The organism is Cutibacterium sp. LaCa_89 (assembly GCF_058177555.1).
This window is the reverse complement of record NZ_CP190889.1, coordinates 1,162,017-1,182,085: the sequence shown is the minus strand read 5'-3', so window position 1 is coordinate 1,182,085 and position 20,069 is coordinate 1,162,017. Positions and strand designations below refer to the sequence as shown.

Genomic DNA, 20,069 nt, shown 5'->3' with positions numbered 1-20,069 from the left:
TCACTGCTTGGCCTCCTGGCCCACGGAGGACCGCAGGTCACTGACCATCACGACGCAGTGGGCTAGATCCGGGGTTGTCGTCATCGCTTCAACAATACGTCCACCATCGACCAGAACGTTTGCCGTTCCAATCTCAAGGGCCCGACGCGTTGCCTCGGACATCACCTGAAGGAGATCCTCGCGGAGGCTTGCCCGCACTCGGGCATCCGTCGGACGGTCCTGGGGAAGCTGTTCGACGAGATGGGTCAGGCGGGTCATGTCCACCCTGCGCGCCAGCGTCAAGTATGCCTCGGCGACTTCGTCGAGAGGATGACCTTCGTCAGAGATCTCGACAACGCTCAACAGCACTGAGCCCCAGTCGTGAGAGGCGACCACAGCGGCATCTGCACGATCGAGTCCCAACTCGGTGACATCATCAACCTTCTCCTGCCACTCGTCGGCACTGTCGCCCAGCAGGTCGGAGAGCTTGTCGACGAGTTTGGCGACGCCCGGACGGTAGGTCTCGATCGTGGCAGAGATGTTGTCCGCACCACCGTGGTTGAGGAACCACCTCGTGGCGTCCATGGCGAGATCTCGAAGAGCGAGCCTGATCTCGGCAGTACGGGCTGCGTCCAGTCCGAGGTGGGTGAGGTTCGTCTCCACCCTGCCCAGTCCGAAGACCGATCGCGCCGCCAGCTGGCAACGGATGACCTGAGCGATGTCTGCCCCGGTCTGCAGATGCAAGCGGTGGAAAGCCGTAATGCCCTGGGAGTCAACGAACCTATTGACGGCTTCGGTAGTGATGATCTCCCGGTGCAGTCGGTGATCTGGCATCCGATCAGCGAACCTCTCACGCAGCAGCGGCGGGAAGTAGCCCACCAAGAGATCCGCCACGAAGGGATCTTCTGGAAGATCCGTGGCCAGCACGGCATCGCACAGGGCGATCTTCGTCCACGCGAGCAGGGTGCACAGCTCCGGGCTGGCAAGCCCCTCCCCTGCGGCCATTCGACGATTCATCTCAGCAGTCAACGGCATGGTGTCGACGACGCGATCAAGATGGCCAGACTCCTCGAGTTCGCACATCCAGGCTTCCAGGACTCCAGGAGTCGGCCCTGACGGGCTCACCGCATTGGCCAGCGCGAGGTTCTGAGAACGGTTGTGCCGCAATACCAGGGTAGCGACGTCGTCAGCCATGGCAGGCAGGTGTTCGTCGCGTTCCTCAGCGCTGAGGCGGCCAGCAGCCACCTCAGCATCAAGCAGGATCTTGATGTTGACCTCATGATCAGAGGTGTCGACGCCGGCAGAATTGTCGATGAAATCGGTGTTGATTCGGCCACCGTTTCGGGCGTATTCGATGCGGCCTGCCTGCGTCCATCCCAGGTTTCCGCCTTCGCCAGCAGCCCTGGCCCGCACGTCCTTGGCCGTGATGCGAACCGGATCATTGGCGCGGTCGCCGACCTGGGCGTCGGTCTCACTCGTGGCGCGTACGTAGGTTCCGATTCCACCATTCCACAGCAGGTCAACCGGAGCCCGCAGGATCGCTGAGATGAGGTTGTCAGGGGTCATCCTCTTGACGGAGCCGTCGATGCCGAGGGCCTCGCGCATCTGCTGGCTCACCGGAATCGACTTCAAGGTGCGATCCCAGACGCCGCCGCCCTCGGAGATGAGGGACGAGTCGTAATCGCCCCAGCTCGAGCGCGGAAGATCGAAGAGGCGACGACGCTCCTGCCAGGACGCGGCAGGATCCGGGTTCGGGTCGACGAAGACGTGACGGTGGTTGAAAGCTGCCACCAGCTTGATGTGCTTGCTCAGCAACATGCCATTGCCGAAGACGTCACCGGACATGTCGCCGATACCGACGCAGGTGAAGTCGTCAGCCGCCTGGTCGATACCCAGGTCGGCGAGATGCCGGGTCACCGACTCCCAGGCGCCGCGGGCCGTGATGCCCATGGCCTTGTGGTCGTAACCATGGGATCCACCCGAGGCGAAGGCGTCACCGAGCCAGAACCCGTGCTCCGCGGCAATTGAGTTCGCGGTGTCGGAGAAAGTGGCAGTGCCCTTGTCAGCGGCAACGACGAGGTAGGGATCGTCCCCGTCGTGGCGCACCACGTGGTCAGGGGCGACGACCTTGCCCTCGACGACGTTGTCGGTCAGGGATAGCAGCGACGAGACGAAGATGCGGTAGCACTCCTTGCCTTCCTCTGCCCAGCCCGCGCGGTCGGTCGTGGGATCGGGCAGATGGGCGGGAACGAAGCCGCCCTTGGCGCCCGCAGGCACGATGACCGAGTTCTTGACCATCTGGGCCTTGACCAGGCCGAGGACCTCGGTACGGAAGTCCTCGGGACGATCCGACCACCGCAAGCCTCCTCTCGCCACCGCACCGAAACGCAGATGAGTTCCGGAGACCCTCGGCGAATTGACGAAGATCTCGAACTTGGGTCGTGGGGCTGGGGCGAAGTCAAGCTCACCCGGACGCACCTTGAAGGCCAGCGCTCGGCGATCCTTCTGCCACCAGTTGGTGCGGATCATGGCCTTGATGACGGCATGCATCATGCGCAGGATGCGATCGTGATCAAGGGAGGCGACGTCGTCCAGGTCAGAAAGGAAGGTCTGTGACAGTTCCTCCACCTTGGCCAACCGCTCGGCTCCGGCATCGACCCCGTCATCGTAAGCCGACGGATCGAACTTGGCCTCGACGATCCTCACGAGGTCCCCTGCCAGATTCGGGTTCGCCCGTAGTGCCTTCGCCATGTAGGTCTGGGAGAATGGGCTACCAACCTGCCGGAGGTAACGAGCGATACAGCGCAACATGGCCACCTGGGACCAGGACAAGCCCGCCTCGGTCACGAGGCCCGAGAACGTGTCGGATTCGCACTTCCCAAGCCAGGACGCGGCAAACGCCTCGGTGAAACGATGTCGCTCGGATTCCTTCCACAGCTCACCGGGGGCCTGCAGGCCAAGGTCGAACAGCCAGATCTCCCGACCGCGCAGAACAATCCGGTGCGGATGCTCATCGACGATCTGGACGCCGAGGCTCGACAGGTGCGGCATGACCTGGGACAGCGTCATCGGCGCGTGCTGATTGAAGATCTTGAGGCGCAGGTCGGAAGGATCGGCGGGGTCATCCGGACGGTACATGACCAGGCCCAGGTCGTCCTCAGCCAACCCGTTGAGCAGTTCGAGGTCCAGAATGCCCTGCTTGGCCGTGAATTCCTGCTTGTACTCGGGTCCGAAGTCAATTCCGCGTCGGTCGCTCTCAATGCTGCTGGCCAGGGCAATGAACTCGTCATCCCAGTTCGAGGTGGCGTCAGCGAGCTCTGCCTGCAGTTCCGCATCATCAACCGGAGGAAGGACCTCACCGTCAGGGACCTTGGCAGTCAAGATGATCCTGACCAGGGAGGACTCACCCATCATGATGGTCGAGTCGAACTCGACCGCGCCGGTCCGCTTGGCGACGATTCCCTCGACGACGCCAACAGTGCTGGCGTCGAAACGGTCGGCCGGGACGAAGACCAACAGGTGGAAGAACCGACCCCACGGACCGCGGCGGACCAGTGCCCGCAGGCGCTGCTTCTCGCGCAGGTCGACGATCGTCATGATGAGCGGCACGAGCTCTTCGGCCGAGGCCTCGAAAAGGGCGTCACGTGGGAACTCGGCGATGGTACGAATGACCGCCTTGCCGCCATGGGAGTTGGCTCGGTATCCCGAGAGTGCCAGCATGCGGGCGGCCTTGGCGCGGAGGACCGGGATGTGCGTCACCGACTCGGTGTATGCGGCCGACCCCAGCAGACCGATGAAGCGGTGCTCAGCGACGACGGTGCCGTGCTCGTCACGGATTCGCACGCCAACGTAATCCCGGTATCCATTGCGCTGCACGGTGGAACGAACCGAGTCCTTCGTGACGACGAGGATGGATTGATCCTCGCTGTGAGGGATCGCATCGAAGCGCGGCCCGTCATCGGTGATGCCCAGCCGGGTACCGGGTACTGGCGTCATGGTGTCCCCGTCGACCCGAAACTCCTCGTACGACAAGTACATGAAATGGTCATCGGCCAACCATTCCAGGAGCTCACGCGTCGAGTCACGATCATCGGCGCGCCCTTGGGAAGCACTCACCACCTCAGCGGTCCGCAACATCGCCTCTTGCATCGCCGCCCAGTCGTCCGTGGCCCGAACAACCTGGTCAAGGCAGCTGTGAAGATCCTCATCGAGCTGCTTGGCAGCCTCGCCAGTGTCAACACCAATCGGCGCCGTGGCATCGATGTGAATCCAGGACTCCGGCTCGCAACCCTCGCGTCCGGGAGTTCCGACACTCTCAACAGCTCCCTCGGCGTTGCGCTTGACACCGAAAATCGGGTGCCGAACGTCCTCAACTCGCCACCCATGACGAAGCAAGCACGACACAACGGTGTCAACGAGGAAGGGACGGTCATCCATGACGACCTGCACCGAGTTGACCTGACCGTCAGACCACGGCGGATCGATGCTAACGTCGACGCGAACCGGTCCAGGCTTCACGGCAAGCTTCACCTGCCGTTCCATCGCTTGACGAATCACCTCTTCACAGCAGTGATCTCCAGTGGCGTGCTGCTCCAGCACCGATGCCACGAGAGCCGGGATGACTTTCTCCATCTCTGACACGATCAGGTCACCTTCGTCATGGTCACGGGGCCACCTCAACGTGGTCCTCGATGAGAACTCTACAAGGGTTTATGCCTTCGCGTGAACCACCGAACAAGGTCGTTTTGCGAGGTGTGTCGCAAACGTCCGGCATCATGGTGACATGGACATCAATTCACGGGCCCATTTCGACGCAACCCCCGATCAAGTCGTCGCCATGATGACCGATCCGGCATGGTGGCAGGACGTCCACCGACGCGCCGGGGCCACCACCAGCAATGCCGTCGTCACGGGGGATTCGTTGAGCCTGGACGTGGCCGTGCCCGCTCCCAGCCAGGTGACGAAGTTCGTCGGCTCCACCCTCACCGCCAAGCAGACCTTGTGGTGGCAGCCCGCCAATCCCGATGGATCGCGGGAGGGCTCCTTGCAGATCGTTCCTCAGGGCATGCGGGCGAAGGCAGACGGACACGTCTCCGTGCGTCCCGACGTCACCGGAACTGAGGTCATGTACACCGGTACCTTCACCGTGTCGGTCCCGCTGGTGGGCAAGAAACTAGAAAAGGCTGCGGCCCCACACATCACTCAGGCCTTCGACATGCAACAGCGGGCGGGCGACGACTGGTTGGCCTCCCACTGAGGCCAACCCCACCCGTCGCGGCGGTCCGTCACTCCAATCCGGGAAAACCCTCGGGGTCGGTGTCGGCCGCCGGAAGCTCCTCGGTGATGTCATGCCACGACAACTCGTGCTCACCGATGAGAGTCTGAACGGCGACGTCATTCCAGGCATCGTCGATGATCATGCCCTTGACGTCTGCGGCAGCATCCTTGGAGTCGGCGTCGTCATCGTCGGCAAACCACGCCGTGATCTGCGAGGGCTCGAGACGGGTCAGCGTCACTCCGCCGTTGTCGACCTCTTCGTGCTCGGCAATTTGCTCGGCAGGGACATGGGCGACGAGAACCAATCGACGACCGGTATGGGTCAGGCCCCACACCGAACCGATGACCATAGCAGCATGTTCGGTTTCCTCGGGATCAGTGACGTCGAGGATGACACGAAGCTCCTCGGTGACCGTGAAGGCCGTCACCTGTTCTCCCGGCGCGGCAACGAGCTCACGAGCCCGTTGCGCATTGGTTGGGATGAAAACGATGGTGGACGTCGACAATTGAACCCTCCTTGGTCAGCGTGACCCCTGATGCATCGTCCACGGTACTCAGATGCGGACGGGAATCATATATTGGCTCGCGTCGTCCCAGATGACGACATCGTTAGCTCGCTCGAGTTATCCACAGATTTGCGCATCAACCCTTCCCGAGGAAGGCAGCGTGAACTGTTCTAGAGCCCATGACGACCACATCAGCGCCCATTCCCCTTGATTCGGCCCGGCCACATCATTCGGACATCTTCCTGGAGCTCGACCGGGACTGGTGGCCGGACGAATTGCGCGTCGTCTCGTCATCACCGGTGACGAGCGCCGTGGAAGGCAACATCCAGGCTCGCCAACAGGCTGTGCGACTGACGCGGGCAATCCACATCATCATCGTGGAGACGATGGCCGGGCGACGCCCCATGAATCAGCTCATGCGAGCATCCAGCCCTCGTGCTGCGGCAACCATGCGCAAATGGCCCCGGGGACCTGGCTGGAGCCGTATGCTCCTCGTCGGCGAGCCTCAAGTCAGTTTTGACGACGACCACGTGGACGGGGTCGGCCTGATCGATCTGCGTGGCAGGCGGCTCCCGTTGGCCACGAACCTGGTTCAGCACGAGGGTGTCTGGCATCTCGACGCCGTCGAGCTCGTTCTGAACCCCAAGGTGGCCGCGCTCCTCAGCAACAAGCACATCACGCAGGAGGCCGTCGGTATGGCGTGACGAAAACGGCGCCGACACTGTCGTGTCGACGCCGTCCCCGATGTCACATCAGCGCTTCTTGCGGTTCTTCCTCGACTTCTTGGACGCAGACCTCCTCGCGGCCCGGTTGCCCTCCGCCTTGGGATTCTTCGGCGCACCACCTTCAGCAGTCGTCTTGGCGTCACCCTGCTCGTCGGGAGCCGAGTAGCTCAGAGCGCGACGCGGACGGCTCTCCTGGAGCAGCACCGAATCTGCCGTCACCGGCTGTCCTCCGGCGTCGGTCACCAGACCAACCTGCGGACTGGTCTCGATCTCAAGATTGAACAGGAACCCGACGACCTCCTCCTTGAAGGAATCCATCATCGAGTTGAACATGTCGCCGCCCTCACGCTGATACTCGACCAGCGGATCGCGTTGGGCCATCGCACGCAGGCCGATGCCCTCGCGCAGGTAGTCCATCTCGTAGAGGTGCTCGCGCCACTTGCGGTCGAGCACCGTCAGGAGGACCTCACGCTCGAGCTGGCGCATCGTCGCCTCACCGAGCTCGGCCTCGCGACGGTCATAGGCATCCTGGGCATCCGCCTTGAAGTCCTCGACGAGCTCCTCGCTGTCCTGGCAGTCGGCGTACTCGTTGATGTCGAGACCAACGGGGTACACGGTGCCGACCTCGTCCCACATCGCCTCGAGGTCCCAGTCCTCGGAGTAGCCCTGGGTGTACTTGCGCACACCGGCCTCGACGACGCGATCAGTGGTGGCGCGCAGCTCGACCTCGACGTCGGCACCCTCGAGAACCTTGCGACGATCCCCATAGATGACGTGACGCTGACGGTTCATGACGTCGTCATACTTCAGGACGTTCTTACGCATCTCGAAGTTCTGCGCCTCAACCTGTTTCTGGGCACTCTCGATCTGACGAGACACCCACTTGGACTCGATCGGCATGTCCTCGGGCATCTTGAGGGTGACCATGGCGCGGTCGATGACCTCAGGCTTGAACAGGCGCATCAGCTCGTCCTGCAAGGACAGGTAGAACCTGGACTCGCCCGGGTCGCCCTGACGGCCGGAACGTCCACGCAACTGGTTGTCGATACGGCGAGACTCGTGACGCTCGGAACCGATGACGTAGAGGCCGCCCAGCTCCTCGACCTCCTCGTGCTCGGCCTTCGACTGCTCCTCGTACCTGGCCAGGGTGTTGTTCCAGGCGGTCTGGTAGGCCTCTTCATCCTCCACCGGGTCGAGCTCCTTCTCGCGAAGGTCCAGCTCGGTGAGGAATTCTGGGTTACCACCCAAGATGATGTCGGTACCACGACCGGCCATGTTGGTCGAGACCGTCACAGCTCCCTTGCGGCCGGCCAGGGCGACGATCGCCGCCTCGGACTCGTGGTGCTTGGCGTTCAGCACCTTGTGGGGAACGCCGGCCCGCTTGAGCTTCTCCGAGAGCAGCTCCGACTTGGCGACGGATGCGGTACCGATGAGGATCGGTTGACCAGCCTCGTGGCGCTCGACGACGTCGGAGATGATGGCGTCGAACTTGGCATCCTCGGTGCGGTAGATGAGGTCCTTCTGGTCTTTGCGGATCATCGGGCGGTTCGTCGGGATCGGGATGACGCCCAGACCGTAGATCTTCTGGAACTCGCTCTCCTCGGTCTTGGCGGTACCCGTCATGCCGGCGAGCTTGTCGTACATGCGGAAGTAGTTCTGCAGGGTGATCGTCGCGAGGGTCTGGTACTCGTCTTTGATCTCGACGTGTTCCTTGGCCTCGAGGGCCTGGTGCAGACCCTCGTTGTAGCGACGCCCTGCCAGGGTACGACCGGTGTGTTCGTCGACGATGAGGACCTCGCCATCGATGATGACGTAGTCCTTGTCGCGGTGGAAGAGCTCCTTGGCCTTGATGGCGTTGTTGAGGTAACCGATGAGAGGAGTGTTTGCCGATTCGTACAGGTTCTGGATACCCAGACGCTCCTCGACGACGTTGATGCCGTGCCCCAGAACAGCCACGGTCCGCTTCTTCTCGTCAACCTCGTAGTCGACGTCGCGTTGAAGTCTCGAGACGATCTTGGCGAATTCCGGGTACCACTGCTTGTTCTCCTCGGCAGGGCCGGAGATGATAAGCGGGGTACGAGCCTCGTCGACGAGGATCGAGTCGACCTCGTCGACGATGGCGAAGTGATGGCCACGCTGCACGCACTCGCTCAAGGAACTGGCCATGTTGTCGCGCAGGTAGTCGAAGCCGAACTCATTATTCGTGCCGTAGGTGATGTCGGTCTTGTATGCCTCCTTGCGCTCCATCGGAGGCATGTCCGACAGAATCGCCGAGATCGTCAGACCCAGGAAGTGGTGCACACGACCCATCTGCTCGGACTGCACTCGAGCCAGGTAGTCGTTGACGGTGACGACGTGGACGCCCTTGCCGAGCAGCCCCTCAAGGTAGGCGGGGAGAAGACCGACGAGGGTTTTGCCCTCGCCGGTCTTCATCTCGGCGATGTTGCACTGGTACAGGGCCGCACCGCCCATGATCTGAACGTCGAAGTGACGCTTGCCGAGCACTCGCCTGGACGCCTCACGCACCGTCGCGAAGGCCTCCGGAAGCAGCCGGTCCAAGTTCTCGCCGTTATCGAGACGCTGACGGAAGTCGGCGGTCTGTCCCGCCAACTCGTCGTCGCTCATGGCGACGTAGTCCTCCTCGATGCTGTTGACCTGGCCGACAATGCGGTTGAGTCGGCGGATGATCTTGCCTTCACCGGCGTGCAGCACGCGATCCATGAGGTTCACGGGGTGGGTCCTTCAAGGAGTAGACGTCGTGTCGTCCGGGCGCATCCCGGACGAGCAGCTCAAGAGAGCTGCCTTCCCCATCCTAGGGGGTTTGCGGCCGAACCAAGAACGCCGCGGCCTTTCGTCCTGGCCACGTGAGGGTTGCTGAACCCCTCATGAGTCCATTCCTCACCGTCCTTTCCCGCCATTGACCCGCGACATGAATCGGCGGCGGCGCAGGATTATCCCGCACCGCCGCCGATGTCGTTGTGTCTTGACGATCCAGGAGTCACTCGTGGTCAAGATCCAGATGGATCACGCCGTAGTTGTACCCCTTCTTGCGCCGGTAGACGACGCTGGGCTGCTTGGAATCCTGATCGAGGTAGAGGAAGAAGTCGTGCCCGACAAGTTCCATCTCGTCGAGAGCCTGGGCAAGGGTCAGGGGAACGGCTTGGAAGACCTTTTCCTTGACATAGATGGGGCTGTCCCCGGTGACTTCAACGTCGCCCGCGATCTTCCTGGTGGCCAGGATCTCGGGTGCATCATCGGTGCTTTCCTCGGGCAAGACGTCCAGGACCTGGGAGACGCGCAAGCCACGACGACTGCGACGACGATCAGCAGCCTTGACGAGCTGGGTGCGGAGTCGATCGGCAGCCATGTCAAAGGCAACCATCTTGTCTTCCGCCTGCCCGACAGCTCGCACTACCGGTCCCTTCGCCCGCAGTGTGATTTCACACGTCATGGCCTGGTCCTTGGACCCCTTGGCGTCCTGGGCAGTGAAAACCACCTCAGCGCGCTGGACTCGGTCCCTGAACTTCTCGACCCCGGAGAGCCTGTCCTCGACCTGGGCGCGCACGTCGTCACTGACGTGGCAGTGCCGTCCCGTAACGATGACATCCATGACAACCTCCTGTATTGGGGTTCGCATCGGTGTTTCCGACGCAGAAACAAATGACACGACCGCGTCCCATCCCCCTCATAGAGGTCCGGGTACCAATCGGTCGTGCCATGCACCTACGCTAGCCCATAAGAGGGGCTCACAACAGCTGTTTGGCAAGGTTCGACACCCACGCTGACGTGTCGCCCGACAATGTGATCACGCTCGCGTCCAGGTGTGGTCACGGCCATCTCAGTGGGGTCGCAGCATCAGCCAGGACAACCACGGACAGCACTCGCCGCCCGGACCACCCCAAGGCTCTGCACGCCTCGTCGATCGTCGCCCCTGAGGTACGAACGTCGTCGACGAGAATGACATCCCCCTCTCCCGTCGGAGCTCTCATCGACCCGCGCTGATTGGCGCCGCGATCCTCATGGCGAACCTCAAGCTGGTCCGCCACGCGTCGAGTTCGGTGCAAGACCTGGGCGAGGGAGGCATTGGACGCATCCAGAGTTCGCAGAGCTGATCGCGTCATGTCGGCAGCATGATCAGCACCTCGTCGTCGCACAGCCCTCGCCGTCGAGGGAACTGGAACGACGTCAACGTGGCCGGGAACGGCTGCTATCGCCGGAGCGAGCCCATGAGCCAGCCAGTGGCCGAGCTCGTCGGTCAACCATGCCGCACCACGATCCTTGTGAGCTGTGACGATCCCGGGAACAGGACCGTGGTAGCCCATGCAGGCAATGACCGGTGGCGGCCCGTCAACAATGACCCGAGGGGTCGGGTTGATCGCAGACCGACACGCGTCACACAGACCCACGCCCGGCTCCCCACATCCAGGACAGCACGCTCCCAGCAGCAGGTCGGCCAGGGGGTCCATTGGGTTCACGATGAACCAGTGTCGCCGGTCACCGTCGTGTCACGGAAGGGTCAAGCTGTAATCGCGACCGCACTGACCCCCTGCAGGACCTGGCGCCAGTGAAATCTCTCCTCGTGGTGAAGCAGTTTTCCGTCCTCACTGAGCATGACAGCCTCAGTGCCAGTTTCCATCGGGACTGCCACCACGGATTCCACGCTCTTCCCGCTGAGCGGCCCCATGGACGTCGCACCCGAGCCGTCAACAATGACCTCGTACGGCGCAGTTACCCCAGACTCGATCGCGCTGCCCAGGACACACAATTGGGTTTGGGAAAGCCAGGCAACGTCGGTGATCCTCGACAGATTCGCGTCCGAGGAGGACAACGGCATGTCGACGATGTGGCCGAGATGAACTGCGCCGTCCTGCCGTGACAGCAGGCCGATACCCAATCCATAGGTCTTCTCCCGCTGAAGGACCAGGGCCACGCGAATGCCATCAGGAGAGACACTGAAGGAAGTCACTGTGCGACCACCAAGGTCAACGACAGTGGACATTCGGGAACCATCCGCGGCAACGACGATGAGCGTCGGATCTGTTGTCGAGAAGGTCGCCACACTGCGATCGACGAGGACTTGAGGACGAAGCAGATTCACCCCGGTGGCAACGACGTCGACCTGATCACTGCCTTCACGCCATTTCACCAGCGACCGTCGATCCGCGGAAACGGCGTGCCACACCGCACCCGGGGTGCTCACGGTTGCGACCGGCATGGCGAACTGGGTGGAGGCGACAGCTGAGACACCAGTTTCCGGGCGAGCGTCCTGCCCCAACGCTCCAGGCATGATCTGGAGGGCTTGGCCTACTGCGTTGACCCGTCCCATCTGTCCCTTGACGACGGCGACCACCGTGGGGGAATCCGTCGACGGGAGCGGTAGGAGGTCGGCGTACAAGTCTGCCGACACTGTGTTGTCCTCAGCCGCCTCGGGAAGAGGCAGCAGAGACCCGCCGGCGGTGAATCGGATACGTGAGATGGCAGCGAAACCACTCAGAGTCCAGGTGACTTGGCTGGCGAGCAGCCGACGTTGAGATTCTGAGAGTTGGGCTGCGGACGCACTCAGTGGCACGGTGACGACGCCAACGGCGTCAACCGTGGTCGTCCCGACGGCTCTCACCCCTGCCGGCAGTGCCGTGCGAAGCGCAGGCTTCAGGTATTCCGGCACACCGGCCATCATCGCCCTGAGCGCGGCTTCAGGGGTAGCCCCCAGGCTCGGCAGATGAATGACGTCCGGGACCAGACGGTCAGCGTCGGCGGCAAAGAAGTAGACCGGAATCGCCGACCAAGCGCGCTGGAAGGTGTATTGCGAGACCAGCAGCCCGTCAGGAGGCCGGGAAATCCGCCATTGTCCGGATTCCTGGGCCATGCCGAAATCATGGTTGAGCGTCTGCGATTCCCCTGGGTGGTAATGACCGTCGGCATCAACGGTGCCGATGATCGGAGCCTGGAGAGAAGCCGTCGCCACCGTGCTGGTCGGCTTGTGATTGGTGGCCTGGTAGATCGTCGCTCCGGAATGGGGATCCCAGCGGTCCGCCATGTCCTTCGTGAGATAGGCACGAGCGACGCGGTAGTCGTCGCGAGCACTCGTCATAGCTTGCAGGAAACCGCCCACGACAAGGTCAATCGATGCGCCATCAGCAGGAGGCTGAGGGGCGACGTCAATGCCCTCCCGCTGACCTGAGGCTTGGTGTCGGTCTTCAGCCTGTGTCACTGCCCCTGTGGACGGCACCTCGGCGCAACCTGCCAGCAGGAGGGCGGCTCCCGACAGCACGGCACGCCGTGTGGGACGCAGTGTCATCGCTCCTCCTCCGATTCGGTCGGACCGGCATCGCTCGGCGCAGCGGGTAATGGGGACTCGACGATCACTCCCCCGGAATCCCTCGGAATGACCAGCCGGAAGAAGGCACCATCTCCGGATCGTCCCCACGCCGTCAACCAGCCATGGTGCAGGTTGGCGTCCTGACGAGAAATGGCCAGGCCGAGACCACTGCCACCCACGGTGCGCACCCGGGACGGGTCTCCACGCCAGAACCTGCCGAAGACCTTTTCTGCCTGCCATGGCTCGAATCCGACTCCGTGGTCACGCACGGCGACCCCTACAGCACAGTCATTACCGACGACGGTCACCTCGACCGTCCTTCCCTCGGCATGCTCAACAGCGTTCGACAACAGGTTCCTGACGATGCGGCTGATCCGTCGCGGGTCAACCTCAGCAGTCTGCGTCGTATCGGCGGTCAGTACGATCGGAACTCCCAGGCGCTCTGCGAGCGGAGTCACGTCGACGATCTCGGCGCGCACGAGTTCGACGATGTCGCAGTCTTCCAGTGTCAATTGTGCAGCGCCGGCGTCAAACCGAGAGATCTCGAGCAGGTCCGCCAACAGAACCTCGAAACGCTCCATCTGGGCCCGCATGAGCTCGACCGACCGCACCTGGACCGGATCATCGGGATTGGCCTCGATCATGTCGCAGGCCATCCGCATCGTCGTCATGGGGGTGCGCAACTCGTGGGAGACATCCGAGACGAACTGCTGCTGCAGTGTCGACAGCCTCTCCAAATCCCCAATTCGCCGATCCAACTGGGCTGCCATGTCATTCATCGACTTGGCAAGGGTCGCGAGGTCGTCAGTCCCCCGCACCGCCATACGCTCGTCCAACGCCCCGTCGGCCAATTTCGACGCTGTGATGGAGGCTTGCCGAATGGGTTGGGACAGGTGACGGGTCGCCAAGTAGGTTGCCAGGGCGATGGCCAGGGCCATGAGGGCCCCGACGCTGATGACACTGCGTCGCAGCAACTCGACGGTGGCGACCTCCTGGGTCTCCGGAAAGATGAAATAAACCGGGATGGACTGGCTGACCCCGGGGGACCACAAGGTCGACCCGACGACAATCCCGGGGACGTCAGGACGCACGTGATCGGTGTAATGGACCATCGTCGGCGCGGTCCACATCCCGCTCGACTCCCCCACCTTCGCGGTGAGTTCAGCTGGGACGGAGTCCGGCGAAACCCCCTGGGAGATGAGTCCGGAAACAGGACCCTGGATGAGGACATGATACTGCCCCGACTGTCCAGCTGCGTCGTCTGCAAGTCGATTGAGCCGCTCGTAGAGAGAGGCAGTGCGCAGATCGGTGTCACGTAGCTGGCCCTGGATGCGATTGATTGTCGTGGTCGTCTCCGCAATGGCAGAGGCGCGTTTGGCGTCGAGGATTCCCACGGTGGCCTGACGAACCAGGAAGAAGCCACCGAGGATGAGAATGACCAGACTGCTCGACATGGTGATGGTCACCATGCGCAGCGGCAATGACGACCACCACAGTCGTCGCAGCCCGGCGAGCCAGGACTGGGGCCAAGCAGGTCGTCGGGGGCGGCCAGCATGCCGCGCTGGGGTGATCAGCTTTCCTCCCCGGGTGTCCTGATGCGATATCCGACTCCGCGCACCGTCACGATCATCTGTGGACGTTCTGCGTTGCGTTCCACCTTGGAGCGCAATCTCTGCATGTGGACATTGACCAACCGGGTGTCCGCATTACTGGTGTAGCCCCAAACTTCCCGAAGCAGGGTCTCACGGCTGAACACCTTGTTGGGGTGTTGGGCCATCGTCATGAGCAGGGAGTACTCCAATGGCGTCAAGGAGATCTCTTCCCCGCCTCGCTGCACCAGGTGAGCGGCAGGATCGATGGTCAGGTCCCCGACGGTGATGATTCCCCCCTCATCCCGCTGAGCAGCTGGGGTGCGGAGTCTGGCTCGGATTCGCGCCACAAGTTCTGCGGAGCGGAAGGGCTTGGAGACGTAGTCGTCAGCACCGGCGCCCAATCCACGAACGACGTCAGGGGTGTCGGACCGCGCTGTGAGCATGATGATCGGGACGCCGGATTCGCGTCGGATGTCCTGGCAGATCTGGATGCCGTCACGGCCCGGAAGCATGAGGTCGAGGAGGACGAGTGCGGGTTTGCGCTGCCGAAAGACGTCCATGACGTCGTTGCCGTGCCCGACCCACACGGTTGAGAATCCCTCCTTCACCAGGACGAGCTGGAGCATCTCGGCCAGGGCCGGGTCGTCATCGACGACGAGGATCGGCCCATGTTCACCGGTGGCGCTCACCACAGACCTCCTGACTCATTCTGTGATGGTGCACATCGTAGTCCCAACGGCATCCGGCCATCGATCAATTCAGGGCGGGGGTGTCCGTAGCGGTGGCGAGCATCGCCGCCGTGCCGTTCTGGCGGTGGAGGACGGCACGCCACAAGCCATGCGGCTCCGAGGAGAAGACGTCCTCCGGGTGAGCGATGGCGCGAATCCAATCGCCACGAATGAGCTCAGCCTCGAGTTGTCCAGGCCCCCACTCCGCGTATCCGGCAAAGATCCGTACGTCCGTGAACGCTCCCACAACCAATTCCGTCGGGGTGTCGAGATGGAGCAGACCGATCAGTCCTTGGACTCGTCGCCACCCGGGAGCCTCCTCGCTGGAACGCTGCACACGAGCCAGACAAATCGCCCCGCTGGGCGACATCGGACCCCCGAGGAAGAGGTCCTGGGGCGGGGTCGCCAGATGGACCCATCCGGGCAGTTGTCGGCGGAGGGTTCCCGGGGCGCACGGCTGATTGATGATGACACCCAGGACTCCATCGAGGCCGACGTCGACGAGGTAGACGACGGACTCGTAGAAAACGCCCTCGTCAATCTGGCGACTTGCCACCAGCAAGTCACCGGCCTTGAGGGGATTCGCGAGTCTCACAACACCCATTGTGTCACCGATGACCGGGACGAAGCTGTATCTCGAGGGAGGCCCCACCCAGACCTTCTGCATCAATCCGATGGGCGGGGACTCTGATTCAATGCCCTGCGCACCCGTCGAGAGGACGAGGCCGAGCCCGACGGCGCGATCGAGGCGGCCGCCGGGTGCGTCGTCATCACTGCTCGACGTCGGTTGTGGCAAGACCTTTCACGCCGCTGCGGCCGTGAGCAAGGTGCGTGCAGTGGCGCATCCAGGATTCACGCCATCTCGCAACGTCTGAGCCAATTGGAATTCAGACACCGACCACGGCTCGAGGGAAATACCGCCCAGGGCAGCATCTATCTCGTGTTGCCGAAAACGCCACGACATGGCGCCTCGAGCCATTCGGCATGACCACGGCGTCACCAAACCGTGTTCCAGGGCCGCGCACACCCATTCCCATTCGCCGCGAATGGCCAGCAGGAGCACCGACATTTCAGGAACGGCCAGGGCATATGGCTCGTCGAGGATGTAGTGGTCTGCAACCTGCCACCGGTGGACGACGATGCCGTCTCGTCGAATATGACGAGTTGGGCTGAAAGCCTCAACCTGATGCACGGTACCGAGACCCGAGGAGTCAGCGTCGAGTGGCGTCACTCCCTGTAGCGCAAGTGCAACCTGCCCGACCAGCACGCTCTCGGGATGCCAGGCCCGCAAGGCGCGGATCCTGACGTCCGTTTCGCCGACTCGATCGGCCGGGACGACAATGCCGGGTAGGAGACGGGTGGCACGCCCGGCGGCGACAGCACGGTCGGCCTGTCCTCGTAGTGGGCTTGTCCTGGTGATCCGTGCAATACCGTCGTTGTCGAGCCATTCAGTTTCAAGTTCTCTCATACCTACAGTTGTCGTCCGAACCTCGGATTTCAGTCACTCTTTCTCAGTTCTGTGGACAACTCACGGCCGGGTCGTCATCCCCCCTGTGGACAACAAGTTTTGACGGACGGGCGTCATCGGCGACGTGACCACCTGCCTCATAATGAGGTCCATGAATTTCGCCCACCACAGCGACATCGACCTCGACGACCTGGATCCAGCGCAGCCAACGGACACCACTGAGCGGCCAACGGTGTTGTTCGCCTGCATCCACAATGCCGGCCGGTCCCAACTGGGTGCTGCCTATGCGCACCACCTCTCCGGAGGAAGCGGAGAGGTGCTCTCGGCCGGCTCCGAACCTGCGGAGTCGATTAACGTCCTTGTCCGAGACGTACTGCTGGAGGACGGGATCGACATCTCGACGGAAACGCCGAAACTGCTTGTCCCAGAAGCTGTCAAGGCATCTGACATCGTCATCACGATGGGTTGTGGAGAGACCCGTCCGGTTTATCCGGGAAAGAGATACGAGGACTGGGACGTCGCTGACCCGGCCGGTCAGGACCTGGCGACCGTTCGCGAGATCCGCGACGGCGTCAAGCAGCGTGTCGAGGAACTACTCACATCACTCGACGTTCCTGTACAAGCCTTGCGTCAGCCTGGCCACAAGTGAAGTGTCCCGAACTCCAGGCGGAAGCGAGACTGAAACCACAGCAGGCATGCGCACGTGAGCGAGCGTCATGATGCGGTGCCCAGCTCCAGGCCAAGCACGATGAGAGGAGGAAGCGCCGAACACCTCTCGCCCAGGGCGCACGTGTCGAACTCGTGGCAATGCGAGAGCATCTGCTTCTGCGGCTGCCGGCTCACTCCTGCGGCGTAATCTGGGGGCGGTGGTGATAGGGGGCACGAACCTGGGAGCCGCCGGCGGCGAACCAGTCGAGCACCGCGCGCTGGGCGTGGTCGCCGAGACGGGGCAGCGAAGGGTTAGCTTTTCGTGAGCTGAACAGTGATTGTGGGTGAAGCGTCTCTGACCGACCCCAGCGTGGCGATGTTGAAAAACTGCTGTCTCACATTAAACCAGTGGAAGTACGGCCCCGACTCCTCCTGGAATCGTCTCTCCATCAGATAGCTGTTACCGTCGATCTCGACAGGCGATGGAATTCTTAGGTTTGGGATGGGTCCCGGGTATGGCACTGACAGCTGGACTGAGTGCCGACAGCCTGGGCCTTTGCGCTTCTACCCGTGAACGGATCCTCATACTCGACCGTGATTGGCGTCGCACTCTGGGGTGGCCAGTAATCCCATGCGTTGATTGTCACGAGCTGCGGCCGACCGACAGCTGAAACAGTCGGCATTGACACCGCCGCCGTCACAAAAAGACCGACGATTGCAAGCGCCCTGTCTAGCCTCACCGCCTTCACTTGGGGGGAACTGACGATGAAGCCCACGAGCGCAGCGAAGATGGCCGTCACGGTCATGACTGCGACCGCGCCTAGGTCGAGCGCCCTGTAGGCCCACTCGAAGCCAGAAAGCAAGCAGGCCAGGGCCAGTAGTGTCAGGATCAATGTGACAAGCCACGCGGGTCTGCGTCGAAGTTTGACCGCCGCAAAAAGAGTGCTCAGCGCAAATAAAGTCGCAACGACTGCGTAGGTCCATCGTGAACCCTGAAGGACAGCAGCGGGGAATGCGACAGCAAAATAGACCGGAAGGAGTGAGCCGGTGGAATGATTTGGTGTCCGGTACATGCCGACAGTCAACCAGACATCCGACCCATCCCGACGACCGGATCCATCAGGATGTATTGCGAGCGTTGCTGCGCGACGATCCAGGAGGTCTCCGGCACGTCGAAGACGGGCAGGAAGTGCTACTGCTACAAGAACCAGCGGGCTAAGTAAGTGCACAATGCCCAAGGGGTAAAGGATGAGCTGGAAGCACGCGCCGCGCAGATAATCCAGGGCTTCCTCGACGACACCGAGATGTTGGCGAGCCTGGCTGTGGATCTGGCAGACCACTACAAGCAGACCCATGGGCGCCAAGATGCGATCTTGGAAGGTCTTGAGGAGCGTCGCCGTGATGTGGAGAACAAGCTGGCCAACTTCGTCAAGGCCATCGGGATGGGCATCTTCAACGAAGATACCTAGGCCGCCATGACGTCGCTGCGCGAGCAAAAAGAGGAGCTGGGGGCTGCGATCCAGCTGGAGCGCGTCAGGGCCACGCCGACCGAGAACGAGGGGCCCATCAGGGAGTTCTACCGGCGCTACGCCAAGGCCATGATGGAAGATCCCCAGACGCGCAAGCTGCTGCTGGAGTACTCCGTCGACAAGATCTTCGCGGGTGGCGAGACGCTCACCATCGCGTCGTGGTTCCACGACCACGGGAAGGAGATCACGCACGAGAACCTCATGCAGGCAAGGAAACGGGGGAAGAGCTGACCCTCTCACGAGAGTTCGACACTTCCCCCTCAGGTGGAGATGGCGGGAATTGAACCCGCGTCCTTGAAAGACCGTCCAGACATTCTCCGGGCGCAGTCGATGCTGTCGTTGTTACTCGGCTCCTGCACTCACACCGACATGGTGCAGACAAGCCCAGTCACGGAAAAGTCCCGTACAGCCTCCGTGACCACGGCTGTACAGCAAGCCTTCTAAACGAGGCCAGAATCCGGACGGAAGGCTACATCCGGGCTGACCCTTCGATCACTGATCAGGCAGCGAGAGCGAAGTCAGTGCGAGTGTTCTCGGCACTTATAGGTTTCCAGGGGTCGTTAACGAGTTGACCCTGGGTCCTCGGCCCGCTTCTCCTGGAACAACCATTCCAAGTCGAAACCAGTCATCCCCTCTATGGTGTTGTACCAGTCAAGTCTACCTCATCGGCCCCGAGTCACCGAACCCGTCAGCCGACGTCGACCGTCGTCGAAGAACTTCAGCGGGATCGCGTCGAGCAGCGGATTCGTCCACTCGACACCCTCGAAGGCACGAGCGGCGTGAGTGATCGTCCCGGCGAACCACGCCATTCCGACGAGGGGGAAGGCGATGACAAGCATGCCCGTTTTGGCAACAACCCCCAACACAACCATGGCCAACAACAAGGCAAGCACCTGGAAATTGGCCTGATGGGCAACTTGACGACGAGTCCAGGAACCTCGAGGCGAAATCGCCACACCCAACATCGGACCCAGCGGCCCGAGGAAGAGCGGAGACAACCCGATCAGCCCGGCAGCCAACGATTCCCCAGGAGCGATACGTGCAGTCTGAGAGGAACGGGCCCGACCACCGATGACAGCCAGACCAGCCAGGGTCGCATTGAGATCAGCTCGTGTCACCGCAGCCAGGGCACGACTCACCCTGTCCTCGAAGTCAGCAGGCGACAGACGACCGTCGACATAGGAATTTCGCAAGAAGTCAACGACTCGATCACGCTGAGCGTCGTTGACGAGCCACTGATCCTCTCCCGACCGCCACGGCTGACAACTATTCACGACATCCATCGTGATTCGGTCCGT

Annotated in this window: 16 protein-coding genes and 1 other RNA gene; 5 read left to right on the top strand and 12 right to left on the bottom strand. The window is 62.2% G+C overall.

Annotation, left to right across the window (positions count from 1 at the left end; genetic code table 11):
* Complete coding sequence (locus ACP8LP_RS05500; protein ID WP_484483362.1) at nucleotides 1–4,611, bottom strand: NAD-glutamate dehydrogenase; 4,611 nt, start codon at nucleotides 4,609–4,611, stop codon at nucleotides 1–3.
* 151 nt (nucleotides 4,612–4,762) lie between these two features.
* Between ACP8LP_RS05500 and ACP8LP_RS05495 the strand changes: the two genes are divergently transcribed.
* Nucleotides 4,763–5,236, top strand: a complete 474-nt coding sequence (locus ACP8LP_RS05495; protein WP_016667779.1) for a DUF2505 domain-containing protein — start codon at nucleotides 4,763–4,765, stop codon at nucleotides 5,234–5,236.
* Nucleotides 5,237–5,264: 28 nt separating this feature from the next.
* Here ACP8LP_RS05495 and ACP8LP_RS05490 read toward each other — a convergent pair whose 3' ends face one another.
* On the bottom strand, nucleotides 5,265–5,762 hold the full coding sequence (locus tag ACP8LP_RS05490) for a DUF6912 family protein (RefSeq protein ID WP_016667780.1): 498 nt from the start codon (nucleotides 5,760–5,762) through the stop codon (nucleotides 5,265–5,267).
* 179 nt (nucleotides 5,763–5,941) lie between these two features.
* On the opposite strand from ACP8LP_RS05490, the gene ACP8LP_RS05485 reads away from it, so the two are divergent.
* Complete coding sequence (locus tag ACP8LP_RS05485; RefSeq protein WP_016667781.1) at nucleotides 5,942–6,466, top strand: Rv3235 family protein; 525 nt, start codon at nucleotides 5,942–5,944, stop codon at nucleotides 6,464–6,466.
* Nucleotides 6,467–6,514: 48 nt separating this feature from the next.
* Here ACP8LP_RS05485 and secA read toward each other — a convergent pair whose 3' ends face one another.
* The 8 genes from secA to ACP8LP_RS05445 form a co-directional block, all read right to left on the bottom strand.
* Nucleotides 6,515–9,217, bottom strand: coding sequence for a preprotein translocase subunit SecA (secA, locus tag ACP8LP_RS05480; protein WP_484483328.1), 2,703 nt, complete (start codon nucleotides 9,215–9,217; stop codon nucleotides 6,515–6,517).
* Nucleotides 9,218–9,485: 268 nt separating this feature from the next.
* On the bottom strand, nucleotides 9,486–10,097 hold the full coding sequence (gene hpf, locus ACP8LP_RS05475) for a ribosome hibernation-promoting factor, HPF/YfiA family (protein WP_016667783.1): 612 nt from the start codon (nucleotides 10,095–10,097) through the stop codon (nucleotides 9,486–9,488).
* Nucleotides 10,098–10,314: 217 nt separating this feature from the next.
* Nucleotides 10,315–10,809, bottom strand: coding sequence for a ComF family protein (locus ACP8LP_RS05470; protein ID WP_221269307.1), 495 nt, complete (start codon nucleotides 10,807–10,809; stop codon nucleotides 10,315–10,317).
* A gap of 194 nt (nucleotides 10,810–11,003) precedes the next feature.
* On the bottom strand, nucleotides 11,004–12,785 hold the full coding sequence (locus ACP8LP_RS05465) for an LpqB family beta-propeller domain-containing protein (RefSeq protein ID WP_484483327.1): 1,782 nt from the start codon (nucleotides 12,783–12,785) through the stop codon (nucleotides 11,004–11,006).
* Nucleotides 12,782–14,260, bottom strand: coding sequence for an MtrAB system histidine kinase MtrB (mtrB, locus tag ACP8LP_RS05460; RefSeq protein ID WP_484483326.1), 1,479 nt, complete (start codon nucleotides 14,258–14,260; stop codon nucleotides 12,782–12,784). Before mtrB ends, ACP8LP_RS05465 begins: the two co-directional genes overlap by 4 nt.
* Nucleotides 14,261–14,376: 116 nt before the next feature.
* On the bottom strand, nucleotides 14,377–15,087 hold the full coding sequence (gene mtrA, locus ACP8LP_RS05455) for an MtrAB system response regulator MtrA (protein WP_004811040.1): 711 nt from the start codon (nucleotides 15,085–15,087) through the stop codon (nucleotides 14,377–14,379).
* A 64-nt stretch (nucleotides 15,088–15,151) separates the two neighbouring features.
* On the bottom strand, nucleotides 15,152–15,730 hold the full coding sequence (locus tag ACP8LP_RS05450; protein WP_484483325.1) for a YqgE/AlgH family protein: 579 nt from the start codon (nucleotides 15,728–15,730) through the stop codon (nucleotides 15,152–15,154).
* 198 nt (nucleotides 15,731–15,928) lie between these two features.
* Nucleotides 15,929–16,594 (bottom strand): hypothetical protein, encoded by a 666-nt coding sequence (locus ACP8LP_RS05445; RefSeq protein WP_279187011.1) that lies wholly within the window; start codon nucleotides 16,592–16,594, stop codon nucleotides 15,929–15,931.
* Nucleotides 16,595–16,745: 151 nt separating this feature from the next.
* Here ACP8LP_RS05445 and ACP8LP_RS05440 point away from each other — a divergent pair, with 151 nt between their 5' ends.
* From ACP8LP_RS05440 to ACP8LP_RS05430, 3 genes are all read left to right on the top strand, one after another.
* A complete protein-coding gene (locus ACP8LP_RS05440) occupies nucleotides 16,746–17,243 on the top strand; it encodes an arsenate reductase ArsC (protein ID WP_279187012.1) in 498 nt (165 codons plus the stop codon).
* Nucleotides 17,244–18,465: 1,222 nt separating this feature from the next.
* A complete protein-coding gene (locus tag ACP8LP_RS05435; RefSeq protein WP_016667791.1) occupies nucleotides 18,466–18,711 on the top strand; it encodes a hypothetical protein in 246 nt (81 codons plus the stop codon).
* Nucleotides 18,712–18,717: 6 nt separating this feature from the next.
* A complete protein-coding gene (locus ACP8LP_RS05430; RefSeq protein WP_316088473.1) occupies nucleotides 18,718–19,002 on the top strand; it encodes a hypothetical protein in 285 nt (94 codons plus the stop codon).
* A 31-nt stretch (nucleotides 19,003–19,033) separates the two neighbouring features.
* Here the strand turns inward: ACP8LP_RS05430 and ssrA are convergent.
* Together ssrA and ACP8LP_RS05420 are read right to left on the bottom strand one after the other, a co-directional pair.
* Nucleotides 19,034–19,404, bottom strand: a transfer-messenger RNA (tmRNA) gene (gene ssrA / locus ACP8LP_RS05425).
* Nucleotides 19,405–19,433: 29 nt separating this feature from the next.
* Nucleotides 19,434–20,045 (bottom strand): DUF1707 SHOCT-like domain-containing protein, encoded by a 612-nt coding sequence (locus ACP8LP_RS05420; RefSeq protein WP_462575118.1) that lies wholly within the window; start codon nucleotides 20,043–20,045, stop codon nucleotides 19,434–19,436.
* Nucleotides 20,046–20,069 lie beyond the last annotated feature (24 nt).